We start from the raw sequence: 11763 nt of genomic DNA on the forward strand, positions 1-11763 counted from the left end.
TTATTCCCCCTTGATGTCTTCAATAATAGATGATGCAAGTGCTACAAGATCCTCCTTCCCCATTCCAAGCACAATAGCTTCAGCAAGTATCGGTTTCAATTCCTCTAAAATTCTTTCGAGATGGCTGCTTCGTATGCCATCTTGGACAGGCGAATTAATAATCGCCCCCGATTTCGGGACAATTTCAATGATGCCTTTCTTCTCTAACGCATGATAGGCCTTGTTAACTGTATGCATATTCATACTTAAATCTGCCGCCAATGAGCGTACGGAAGGCAAGGCATCTCCGCCGGTAAGCTCCCTACGGGCAATCAGTTCAATTAACTGATTAGCCAATTGTGTATAAATCGGAATATCCGAAGAAGGCTCTATTTGAATAAACATGGTGATACCTCCCGACTGTTCTAGTTTTAGTATAACAAATAATGGAGCATTCCTCAAGAAAAAAATCCCCTGAACAGTTACTGTCCAAGGGATATTATCATTATTCCATCTCTGAAACTGTCACAAAAACATAGCCTTCACTTTGTAAATAAGCAAGAACAGCATCAAGGCCATCAGCTGTTGCTTGGTGGATATCGTGCATGAGGATGATACTGCCATCCTTCGTCTTTTCCATTACCTTCGCTAACAGTTGCTGTGGATCTCGGTGTTTCCAATCGAGTGTATCGACATCCCACAGGACGATAGGTAAGTCAGTTTGGCTACGTACCATTTGATTTACCGCACCGTAAGGCGGTCTGAAAGCTGTTGCTTTCGTTCCGGTTACCGTTTCAATTATAGATGATGTCCGATTAATCTCGTCACGCACTTTTTCCACATTTGCTTTTGTCAAATCTGGGTGATTCCATGTATGGCTGCCCAGTTCATGGCCTGCATCTTTTACATTTTTTGCGATATCAGGATAGTATTCAACACGGCTACCAAGCATGAAGAATGTTGCTTTTGCATCATATTTTTCTAATGTCTCAAGTATTTGTGTCGTTACCTTTGGGTCGGGTCCATCATCGAAGGTCAGTGCAACTTTTTTTACGCCAGTATTCTCCGGAGCATCAGGTATTGTTGTTCCCTCAGAATCTAGATCGTCGTTATCTGGCTTTTCATTAGTAATAGGTGGTTCGGTAGTTGCACCGTCATTAGAGTTTTCAATGACTTGATCATCGTCTTGTTCTTGATCAGGCGCTTGGATTTTGAGCTTGAATTCATCCGCCAGTAGGTCGTTGACATCTTCAAGGGCAATCGCGACAATTGGAGGTCCAACTGCTTTGGCGGCTAGTTTGTGTTCATCGAAATAAAAGATAATAGACTCATCCGTTAGGGCGAAATTAGTATAATTTCCCCAAGTTGGTTCTGTGTTTATATGGAGCTCTTCTTCATGGAAAAGAGAGTCTTTTAAAGCAACGTCAGTATACAGATAATCTCTTACTAAGCTAGAAAGTGTTTCTAGTCGTTTCAAATCAAATTCGAAGATATCTTCAATGGAAATAATTTTTCCGGTTTCAGGATTTAAATGAAAGGAACGGATTTCTGTTGAGCCGTTCATTCCGTCGATAGAACTAACATTGACAATAACAAATGAATAATTACCAGAGTGGTGGGACAGCGTTTCAAAAGAAATATTCAATTCACCTTTTAAATCACTGGCTATTGCTCTATTTTTCTCTATTGCAGTTAAATAGCCTTGTTTTGCCTGCGAAATATAAGTGGAAATCGCGTCATTGAACGTACTATGTAAACTTTGTGGATACTGAATAGCGAATGGAGAGTATGTATCATTTGAAGTCTCAGTATTAATTTTGATGCCTGGATAGCTGGAGTCGATTGTATCGATTACTACAGGAGTCGGGTCAGCAGCTTGTATTTTTGGGGGTGCGGCAGCTGTGTCTTTATTGTTTAGTGAAATTAAATAAATGGCTGCTACGGTTAGTGTAATGATGGCTACAGAAAATGTAATGTCAATCCAAGTCGAACGGCGCTTACGATGTGTTTTTGTCATGCTGAGGGCTCCTTTATTGGTTGTAAAAAGTTAGACGGGTGAATCTAGTAGAAAGTTTCATGAAAAATATAGAAAGATGTCGAACGGTAGTGATAAACATATTCTATCAGTATACATGAAAGACAGTACTAGACCAATGATAGATATGGATTTGGAAGACACTGACTGTTGGTCAATGGAAATCCCTTTTGCGATTTCTAGACTTATGGTACAATAGTATCGTTTCGTATTGTGCATATACGGGCATCTTTTGTATGTTTACACTTAATACCGATCCGGTTGTTGACTTATAACATGCAATTATAAAAAAACAAGGTGGTTGGAAAATTGGAAAAAAGTACTTATCGGGTTCTTCTGTATTATAAATACGTACCTATCGAAGACCCAGAAACATTTGCAACTGAACATTTGAAGGCTTGTAAAGAAATTGGGCTAAAAGGTCGTATTTTAGTCGGTACTGAGGGCATCAATGGTACATGTTCTGGAACGATTGAACAGACGGACGCTTATATGGACCTACTGAAAAAGGATGAACGTTTTGCGGATATGGTTATCAAAATCGACGACACGGATCGACACGCCTTCAAGAAAATGCATGTACGCGCGCGTGAGGAAATTGTGAACCTGAGCCTTGATGAAGATATCAATCCGAATGAGCTGACAGGTAAACGCTTGAGCCCTGAAGAGTGGTTCAAACAAATGCAAGAGGAAGATACCATCATCATTGATGCACGCAATGATTATGAATTCGATTTAGGTCATTTCCGTGGCGCGGTTCGTCCGGATATTGAAAACTTCCGTGATTTACCGGAGTGGATTCGTGACAACAAAGAGCAGTTTGAGGGGAAGAAAATCCTGACATATTGCACGGGTGGTATTCGTTGTGAGAAATTCTCAGGATGGCTTGTACGTGAAGGCTTCGAGGATGTATCTCAATTACACGGCGGAATTGCAACATACGGTAAAGATCCTGTAGCAAAAGGTCAGCTCTGGGACGGACAAATGTACGTCTTTGATGAGCGTATTGCTGTTCCAATTAACCAAGTCGAGCAAGTCATTGTTGGACGTGATCATTTTGACGGGACGCCATGTGAACGTTACGTAAACTGTGCGAACCCAGAATGTAATGCGAAAATCATTACTTCTGAAGAAAATGAGCACTTATATATGCGCAGTTGTTCAGATGCATGCCGTACGCATCCACGTAATCGTTATTTCGTGGAGCATAATATGACGGTTGAAGAGTATGACGAACGTCTTGAAGCTATTGAAAAGCGTAGAAACGCAACGACAGTATCTTAATTGAAAAAGTCGCCTTAAACAGTCAAATGCTGTTTAAGGCGATTTTTTATACTTCAATTTCTTTGCGTCTACTAGAAGGCGGTATTCTTAGTTCTTCTCGATATTTACTAATTGTTCGTCTGGAAATCGTAATGCCTTCTTCCGTTTTAAAATAATCTGCTATTTTTTGATCGGAATAGGGTTTGAATTTATTTTCTTGTGCGACAAAGCTTTGTAGCAATGCTTTGACATTTGATTGTGAAATACTATCTCCGTCAACGGTTGTAACTTTTGACGTAAATAGTATCCGAAGGTCAAAGGAGCCAAAAGGTGTCTGCATCACTTTATTCATCGTTGCTCGGCTAACGGTCGATTCATGCATGTCTATTTCTTTAGCTACATCGCCAAGTGTTAGCGGTTTCAAAAAGGAGGACCCTTTTTTGAAAAAGTCATGTTGTTTTTCTAGTAGAACACCCATGATTTTAAGCATCGTATTGCGGCGTTGCTCAATGCTTGTCAACAGCCATTGGTAGCTTTTGTAATAGTCATGAATATGTGTAGATAACTCATCTTTAGCATTCAAATGATGCGCATAGTCTTTATTCATCTGAATGGATGGCAAGAAACCGTCATTGATACGGAAGACTAATTCCTCATTTTTCAACTCTACGATCACATCAGGCGTCGTATATGTTGCTGAAAAATCGGAAATGAACGAACAAGGTCGCGGATTTAGTGTTTGGATGAAATCAAAGAGCTCTTTGACTTGTGCCAAGGAGATATTCAATGTAGTTGCAATATCGTTCCATTTACGATTGGCAACGAGCTCCAAATGATCTTTCACTAAAAGCATTGCTAATTGTTCTTCTGGGTAATCATATTCGATTTGCAGTAGCAAGCATTCTTTTAAATTTCGCGCACCAATGCCGGTGGGACCTACAGCCTGTAGTAAGCGAATCCCATCGTTGATTTGTTGTTCATCGAATCTCATATAATCCAGGTCTTGAAATTGTAAGTAGCCATTATCATCCAAATTATAAATGAGATAGTTCAGCAGTCTTTGTGTTTGCACGTCTGTAAATAACAGTTTGGCAAGTTCAAACAACTCATCTCTCATATTGGTATCATGACTTTCGTTGGCGTCTATCGACATATCAGAGGAACTAGGTGATTTGGTAGGTCGATTGAAGCGATCTTCATCAGCAAAATGATCGTCTTTTTCTTTCAGTTCAATTAAAGGATTTTCCAGTTCTTGCTGTCTAATATATTGTTCTAATTCATAGGTAGAGTATTGTAGTAATTCAATGGCTTGTCTGAGCTCGAAAGTCATTTTTAAATGCAATTCTTGCTTCTGATGAAGTGCTAGATCCATAAGATCCCTTCCTTTTAGTTCGAAATAAGTTGAATCTCTATATATTATAGCACTAAAAGGATTAGTTGGCGACGAGAAAAATGAATAGTCTGACAGGGTTGGTGTCATCACTGTTTACTATTTCATCTCTATAGCTTATTATGAATCCAAATCTTATTCACAAACTTATGAAAGCGTATACAAGTTTGTGTGAGAGCATGGTGGAGTTTCCAAAACGCTTAGGCGTTCCGGCTGAATATGCGCCCTTGGCTATATTCAGCCGGAAAATAGTTATGTCAATGGAGAAGTCGTTCGTTTAGATGGTGGCATACGCATGTCACCACGTTAAACTAAGAAGGAGTGGGAGTAGTCATGACAGAAGTAGTAATCGTAGAAGGGGTTCGTACAGCAGTAGGACGTAGAAAAGGGATGTTTTCAGACTATCGTCCAGATGAATTAGCGGCGGTTGTACTGGATGAGCTCGTACAGCGTGCTGAGGTTGCCAAGGAAGATGTCGAGGATGTCATTTTAGGTTGTGTCACACAAACGGGAGAACAAGCAAGTAATATTGCCAGAACGGCCCTACTCATTGCAGGTTTTCCGATTGAAGTGCCAGGTGTCACAATTGATCGACAATGTGGTTCTAGTCAACAAGCCGTCCATTTTGCGGCGCAAGCCATTGCTTCCGGTGATATGGATATCGTCATTGCAGGCGGCGTCGAAAATATGACGCGCGTGCCGATGATGTCCAATATAGGTGCTGTCAAACCGAGTACCAAACTGACGGACAAATACGAAATTATTAACCAAGGTTTATCGTCAGAACGTATGGTCAAACAATGGGGGCTGACACGTGAAGCATTGGATCGTTATTCAGTCGACAGCCATCTCAAGGCAATATCGGCGATTGAAAAAGGCTATTTCGAGGCGGAAATTGTCCCAGTTGATGTCGAGCAGGAAGATGGCACAATCACCCATTTTGCTGTCGATGAAGGGCCGCGACCTGGCACGACAATGGAAGTACTCGCTGACTTGAAAACAGTTTTTGATGAACAAGGTGTCATTACGGCAGGCAATGCGAGTCAAATCAGTGACGGCGCATCAGCGGTGTTGCTCATGTCACGTGACAAAGCAGACGCGCTTGGTTTGAAACCGAAAGCGCGCATCGTCGCTCGCAGTGTGACGGGTTCAGACCCAACACTTATGCTGACAGGGCCTATTGAAGCGACGAGGAAAGTATTGCAAAAAGCAGGGCTGACGATTGAAGATATCGACACGTACGAAGTGAACGAAGCCTTTGCACAAGTGCCACTTGCTTGGTTGCAAGACATTGGGGCAGACCCTGAAAAACTGAATCCAGACGGGGGAGCCATTGCACTTGGACATCCATTAGGCGCTACGGGAACGAAATTACTTGTGACGTTGATGAATCGATTGGAAAGAACGGGTGGCCGCTACGGCTTGTTGGCCATTTGCGAAGGCATGGGGATGGCTAACGCGACGATTATTGAACGATTGTGATCCGACATATTATAAGTAGCGAGCTGTAAGAGAAAGGGGAGGTAGTGATGGGTAGATATAAATTTGAAACCGAAGAGCATATCATGTTCCGAGATTCATTAAGAAAGTTTTTGCAAAAAGAAGCGGTTCCACATTATGATACTTGGGAACAACAACGTATCATTCCGATTGCATTTTGGAAAAAGCTTGGGGCAATGGGCTTTCTTTGTCCGCAAGTAGCTGACGAATATGGTGGACTTGGGCTTGACTTTAGCTTTGGTGTTATCATTTCTGAAGAATTAGAAAGGGTAGGCACCAGCTTGGTCGGGGTCAGCTTGCATAATGATATTGTTGTGCCTTATATCGAGTCGTATGGTTCAGTTGAACAGAAAAAACGCTGGCTACCAGGTTGTGTGTCGGCTGATATTATTACTGGGATTGCCATGACAGAACCCGGAACAGGGTCTGATCTGGCGAATGTACAGACCACGGCTATTCGCGACGGAGATCATTATGTCGTCAACGGGCAAAAGACATTCATTACAAATGGCATTAACGGCAATTTGTTTGTCGTTGTGGTGAAAACAGATTCGCATGTAGAACCGAAGCATCGTGGCATTAGCCTACTTGTTGTGGAGGAAGGAACACCCGGATTTACGAAAGGGCGAAAACTCGATAAGGTGGGGCTTCATGCGCAGGATACGGCTGAATTATACTTTGAAGATTGCCAGGTTCCTGTTGGCAATTTACTTGGTGAAGAAGGAAAGGGCTTTGGTTATCTCATGTCGAAACTCCAGCAGGAGCGATTAGTCGTTGCGATTGCTGCACAAATTGCGTCGGAGGATATGCTGGAGACGACCATCCGTTACGTGAAATCTCGTCAGGCGTTTGGAAAACCTGTCTCTTCATTTCAAAATACACAGTTTAAAATTGCAGAGATGGCAACGAAGATTGAGCTTGGAAAAGCATTTCTGGAATCGCTGATTGAGGACCATATTGCTGGTAAGGACGTCGTGACGAAAGTGTCGATGGCAAAATATTGGCTGACTGAAACGGCGCAGGAAATTTCGACGGAGTGCATGCGACTGCATGGTGGTTATGGATATATGGAGGAGTATACGATTGCTAGACGTTACAGGGATATACCTGTAGCCTCTATTTACGCCGGGACAAATGAGATTATGAAAGTGATTATTGCGAAGAATATGGGGTTGTAGAGTATGCTAAAAGTGCCAGAGTGACCTCCTGGCACTTTTGCTAGTTTTACTGCAAATAATGATGACGGTACGAAAAATAATAGGTAATTAAACCGATAATTGGGATAGCGACTAGAAGTAAAAAGGGGAGTAAAAGTGTTAGTGTACCTTCAAAAATTATAGTCGCTGACGCCAGAAATAAAAAAACTGGAGTAGAGAGAAAAATAGCCGTTAATGCATCTTTTGCTGCTTTTCCAGTTAGTTCAATTTCACGTTCGTCTTTTGATGCAAACTCAGGTAACACGAGGTCCTTTGTAAGTGGCCTACCATCTGGCTGGCTTTTATACTGCATTTTCGACTGCAAATAGAGCAAGAATAGTACAGTCCAAAAAGGTATGTTGAAATATAGGCTTGAATAGGGGAAATTGTTTGCGTTGAACGCATACAGACCAAGCGTGATGAAAAATAAAATCCTCAGTACAATCGCGAGCGTTAAATTTTTCATTAATATATTCACCTTCCTTTATCATTTATATTGAAGTACTTTATACGTAATTAAATAGGTTAACAATCCAACAATCGGAATAGAGGCAGTCGTAAAGAGTGGATACCAAATATAGTCAACGAAATAATTTGGAATGAACATGTAAGATCCGATAATTAGAAATGAATAGAGTAGTAAAATGGTAAATGCGGCACTGACTGCTTTATGTGTATTTTGAACGGTGCGCTCGTCGGATATATCATATTCGGCTACCCAGAAGGCGCTTTTGATAGAACGTTTATTTTTCCAGACACGAAAAAATTGTATAAGATTTGCGATGATGAAAAGGGCAGCAATAGTAATCATGATATGACCGGGCCACCGTGTAACATATACTTCAAACCCATCAATAAAGCCACGATCCATTTGGATAAATAATTGTTCAACCCTTAAGAAATCAAAAACCATTACTGCTAATGATATAAGAAGCATAATCCTCAAAAACACCATCATGTACATGCTCATTTCTTTTTCTCCTCCTTCGAAAAAATCTTTTCAATCGGCATGTCAAACACTTCCGCAATATTCATCGCGAGCAGTAGGGAAGGCGTGTAACTTCCCTTTTCAAGCGACACAATCGTCTGCCTCGTCACCCCGACCTTGTCGGCCAAATCACCTTGCGTTAAGTTAAAGCGTGCTCGTAATTCTTTTACGCGATTTTTAAGCAACGGGATTCCTCCTTGCTGGTATGTTGAACCTGTGATTTCACCATAATCATTAGCGCCAAGCGTTGTTGGCAGGACACTCTATTGTGATTTACCTGAATTGTATAACAAACCATTCTATTTGTAAAGTCAACTATACACAATGTATAACTAACTTTACTTTTAGTGTTAACATTATTGTAACGACTACGCTTACTAATGAAATAGTAAAAGTGGTATACTATGAACATTGATTTAAAATTGGGGGAACAAGATTTATGCAATGGAGAAATTTATATCGAGGATTCTTTATGGGGATCAGCGATCTGATTCCTGGAGTGAGCGGGGGAACCATTGCGTTCATTCTCGGGATATATGATGAATTATTAGCGTCTATTAGCGGATTTTTCAGCCGCGATTGGAAAAAGCATATTGGTTTTTTATTGCCACTTGGGATTGGAATTGGGGCTACCCTTTTACTATTCAGTAGAGTCATCGAGTTTTTGTTGAAAAACTATTATGCACCTACCCAGTTTTTCTTCATGGGGCTTATTCTTGGTGTGCTGCCTTTCATTACAAAACAGGCTGGTGTGAAAAAGAATTTTAAATGGACACATTTCCTATTTATCTTCCTTGTTGGGGCGGCGCTCGCTGCCACTGCCTTTATTAAACCACTGGATACGACACCGATTACGACATTGACAGCTACAAACGCAATCGGATTGTTTTTGGCCGGATGGGCAGGTAGTATGGCAATGCTACTACCAGGGATTAGCGGCTCATTCATTTTGTTACTGCTAGGTGTTTATTCAACAGCAATTGGTGCCTTATCCAATTTGAATTTGCCAATCATCGCGGTTATTGGTGCTGGCGTTATTGTCGGGTTCATCGTTAGCAGTAAAGTCATTAGCTATTTACTAGCCAATTTCACGCATATTACCTTTGCGGCTATTATTGGTCTGATCATTGGTTCGGTGTTCGTCGTCTATCCAGGCATTCCGGAAAGCGGTACGCCATTTGTGATGAGTGTCATTGCTTTTATCACAGGTTTGATTGTCGCGAATATGTTCAGTTCGCCAAACAAGGCATCTATAGAGCATCACTAACCACACAAGCACCGGATTCTAATATCATTTAGAGTCTGGTGCTTTTTGTATTGTTTAGCAGACGCCCTGGGCTTTTCTTGATTGCCCTGCATCATAACCACCCCCTATGCATACTATGGATAAAACCATGCCCTGACTGGAGGGAATATAATGGATATATTAAACCAAGTGAAAAGTTTCCGAGAAGAAGAAAACAAGCTGAGATGGCAAGGCACGTTTGCGGAATACTTGAACATTGTGAAAGAACGAAAAGAAGTTGCTCAAACGGCACATTCACGTGTATACCATATGATTAAAAGTTCCGGTTTGACGGAGAGAGATGGACAGAAGTTGTACAATTTTTTCGGAGCAGAAATTTTTGGTCTGGAAGAGGCAATTGAAAGGCTCGTTGAAGAGTATTTCCATCCCGCCGCTAAACGACTGGATGTTCGAAAACGGATTTTGTTGTTAATGGGGCCTGTTAGTGGAGGAAAATCGACCATTGTGACTTTGTTGAAAAGAGGCCTTGAAAGCTACTCCAAAACAGATGAAGGTGCAGTTTACGCCATCAAAGGCTGTCCGATGCATGAGGATCCCCTGCACTTAATCCCTCATCATTTGCGTAAGGATTTTCTAGAACAATATGGTGTTCGCATTGAAGGTAGTTTGTCTCCGCTTAATACAATGCGATTGGAACAGGAATATGACGGTCATATTGAAAATGTTGTAGTTGAACGTATTTTCTTCTCAGAGGACAAACGAGTTGGCATTGGTACATTTACGCCTTCCGATCCGAAATCACAAGACATCGCCGACTTAACAGGCAGTATCGACTTTTCAACGATTGCCGAATTTGGGTCCGAGTCAGATCCACGTGCTTATCGCTTTGATGGGGAATTAAATAAAGCGAATAGAGGTATGATGGAGTTCCAAGAAATGTTGAAATTAGACGAGAAATTCCTATGGAATTTATTGTCTTTGACGCAAGAAGGGAATTTTAAGGCCGGTAGATTTGCGCTTATTAGTGCAGATGAGCTTATCGTTGCCCACACAAATGAAACGGAGTATCGTTCCTTCATTGCCAATAAAAAGAATGAGGCATTACACTCAAGAATTATTGTCATGCCGATTCCATACAATTTGAAAGTCAGCGAGGAAGAGCGGATTTACGAAAAAATGATTAACGAAAGTGATATTGCAGACGTCCATATTGCACCACATGCTTTGCGAGTGGCAGCGATTTTCTCTATTTTGACCCGATTAGAAATTTCTAAAAAACAAGGTATTGACGTTGTGAAAAAAATGTATTTGTATGACGGTGAAAGTGTAGAAGGCTTTAACACGATGGATGTGGATGGCTTGAGGAAGGAGTTTCCGAATGAAGGGATGAATGGCATTGATCCGCGTTATGTCATTAACCGGATTTCTTCAGCCATTATCCGTAAGGAAATTCCGGCTATCAATGCGCTTGACGTATTGCGTGCCTTGAAGGATGGGCTTGACCAGCATGCTTCCATTTCACAAGAAGACCGCGAGAAATACATGAATTATATTGCGGCTGCTCGAAAAGAATATGACGAAATTGCCAAGCAAGAAGTGCAAAAGGCATTTGTCTATTCGTATGAAGAGTCTGCGGTCAATTTGATGGATAACTATTTAGATAATGTAGAAGCATTTTGCAATAAAAACAAATTAAGAGACCCGTTAACAGACGAAGAAATGAATCCAGATGAAAAACTTATGCGCTCCATCGAAGAACAAATTGGCATATCTGAGAATGCCAAACGAGCATTTCGAGAGGAAATTCTCATTCGTATTTCTGCTTATGCACGTAAAGGAAAGCGTTTTGATTATAAATCCCATGACCGTTTACGAGAAGCCATTCAAAAGAAGCTATTTGCCGATTTAAAAGATGTTGTTAAGATTACCACATCCTCCAAAACGCCAGATGAATCACATTTGAAGAAAATTAATGAAGTCGTGGCGAGGCTGATTGATGAACATGGCTATAATTCCATTTCGGCAAATGAATTGCTGCGCTATGTGGGGAGTTTGTTAAATAGATAATGGTGTTGGCTACCAGTTTCGAGGATTGTCCTTAGCGTTTCAATGAATGAATTCACCGCCCATGCAGATTACGCATATGCCCAGTCTGTATGGGGCGAT

General features: G+C 41.2%; 11 protein-coding genes. 5 read left to right on the forward strand and 6 right to left on the reverse strand.

The genetic code is table 11. From position 1 onward, the window contains the following. Together N1I80_RS08065 and N1I80_RS08070 are read right to left on the reverse strand one after the other, a co-directional pair. Window positions 1-384 (reverse strand): GntR family transcriptional regulator, encoded by a 384-nt coding sequence (locus N1I80_RS08065; RefSeq protein ID WP_340737377.1) that lies wholly within the window; start codon window positions 382-384, stop codon window positions 1-3. A gap of 100 nt (window positions 385-484) precedes the next feature. Continuing rightward, window positions 485-1996, reverse strand: coding sequence for a polysaccharide deacetylase family protein (locus N1I80_RS08070; RefSeq protein WP_340737378.1), 1512 nt, complete (start codon window positions 1994-1996; stop codon window positions 485-487). 327 nt (window positions 1997-2323) lie between these two features. Between N1I80_RS08070 and trhO the strand changes: the two genes are divergently transcribed. Continuing rightward, window positions 2324-3298 (forward strand): oxygen-dependent tRNA uridine(34) hydroxylase TrhO, encoded by a 975-nt coding sequence (gene trhO, locus N1I80_RS08075; RefSeq protein ID WP_340737379.1) that lies wholly within the window; start codon window positions 2324-2326, stop codon window positions 3296-3298. 46 nt (window positions 3299-3344) lie between these two features. Here the strand turns inward: trhO and rpoN are convergent, their stop codons facing one another. Then, complete coding sequence (gene rpoN / locus N1I80_RS08080; RefSeq protein ID WP_340737380.1) at window positions 3345-4649, reverse strand: RNA polymerase factor sigma-54; 1305 nt, start codon at window positions 4647-4649, stop codon at window positions 3345-3347. Between the two features lie 351 nt (window positions 4650-5000). Here rpoN and N1I80_RS08085 point away from each other — a divergent pair, with 351 nt between their 5' ends. Continuing rightward, on the forward strand, window positions 5001-6149 hold the full coding sequence (locus N1I80_RS08085) for a thiolase family protein (RefSeq protein WP_340737381.1): 1149 nt from the start codon (window positions 5001-5003) through the stop codon (window positions 6147-6149). A gap of 47 nt (window positions 6150-6196) precedes the next feature. Further along, on the forward strand, window positions 6197-7345 hold the full coding sequence (locus N1I80_RS08090) for an acyl-CoA dehydrogenase family protein (protein WP_340737382.1): 1149 nt from the start codon (window positions 6197-6199) through the stop codon (window positions 7343-7345). Between the two features lie 46 nt (window positions 7346-7391). Here the strand turns inward: N1I80_RS08090 and N1I80_RS08095 are convergent, their stop codons facing one another. Genes N1I80_RS08095 through N1I80_RS08105 form a run of 3 tightly spaced genes read right to left on the reverse strand, consistent with a single transcriptional unit; the run spans window position 7392 to window position 8542 of the window. After that, window positions 7392-7829, reverse strand: coding sequence for a hypothetical protein (locus tag N1I80_RS08095; RefSeq protein ID WP_340737383.1), 438 nt, complete (start codon window positions 7827-7829; stop codon window positions 7392-7394). A gap of 21 nt (window positions 7830-7850) precedes the next feature. Beyond that, window positions 7851-8333, reverse strand: a complete 483-nt coding sequence (locus N1I80_RS08100) for a hypothetical protein (RefSeq protein ID WP_340737384.1) — start codon at window positions 8331-8333, stop codon at window positions 7851-7853. After that, window positions 8330-8542, reverse strand: a complete 213-nt coding sequence (locus N1I80_RS08105) for a helix-turn-helix transcriptional regulator (RefSeq protein ID WP_340739994.1) — start codon at window positions 8540-8542, stop codon at window positions 8330-8332. Before N1I80_RS08105 ends, N1I80_RS08100 begins: the two co-directional genes overlap by 4 nt. 248 nt (window positions 8543-8790) lie before the next feature. Between N1I80_RS08105 and N1I80_RS08110 the strand changes: the two genes are divergently transcribed. Then, the gene (locus N1I80_RS08110; RefSeq protein ID WP_340737385.1) at window positions 8791-9618 is read left to right on the forward strand and encodes a DUF368 domain-containing protein; all 828 of its coding nucleotides are present in this window, start codon (window positions 8791-8793) and stop codon (window positions 9616-9618) included. A 150-nt stretch (window positions 9619-9768) separates the two neighbouring features. Next, entirely contained in the window at window positions 9769-11664 is a 1896-nt protein-coding gene (locus N1I80_RS08115; protein WP_340737386.1) for a PrkA family serine protein kinase, read from the forward strand. Window positions 11665-11763: the final 99 nt, after the last annotated feature.

Source organism: Sporosarcina sp. FSL K6-3457, assembly GCF_038007285.1.
GTDB lineage: Bacteria > Bacillota > Bacilli > Bacillales_A > Planococcaceae > Sporosarcina.

Excerpts from the sequence above, each read along its gene's own strand:
- N1I80_RS08065 (WP_340737377.1), bottom strand. The coding sequence starts at position 384 with ATGTTTATTCAAATAGAGCCTTCTTCGGATATTCCGATTTATACACAA.
- N1I80_RS08070 (WP_340737378.1), bottom strand. The coding sequence starts at position 1,996 with ATGACAAAAACACATCGTAAGCGCCGTTCGACTTGGATTGACATTACA.
- rpoN (WP_340737380.1), bottom strand. The coding sequence starts at position 4,649 with ATGGATCTAGCACTTCATCAGAAGCAAGAATTGCATTTAAAAATGACT.
- N1I80_RS08085 (WP_340737381.1), top strand. The coding sequence starts at position 5,001 with ATGACAGAAGTAGTAATCGTAGAAGGGGTTCGTACAGCAGTAGGACGT.
- N1I80_RS08090 (WP_340737382.1), top strand. The coding sequence starts at position 6,197 with ATGGGTAGATATAAATTTGAAACCGAAGAGCATATCATGTTCCGAGAT.
- N1I80_RS08095 (WP_340737383.1), bottom strand. The coding sequence starts at position 7,829 with ATGAAAAATTTAACGCTCGCGATTGTACTGAGGATTTTATTTTTCATC.
- N1I80_RS08100 (WP_340737384.1), bottom strand. The coding sequence starts at position 8,333 with ATGAGCATGTACATGATGGTGTTTTTGAGGATTATGCTTCTTATATCA.
- N1I80_RS08110 (WP_340737385.1), top strand. The coding sequence starts at position 8,791 with ATGCAATGGAGAAATTTATATCGAGGATTCTTTATGGGGATCAGCGAT.
- N1I80_RS08115 (WP_340737386.1), top strand. The coding sequence starts at position 9,769 with ATGGATATATTAAACCAAGTGAAAAGTTTCCGAGAAGAAGAAAACAAG.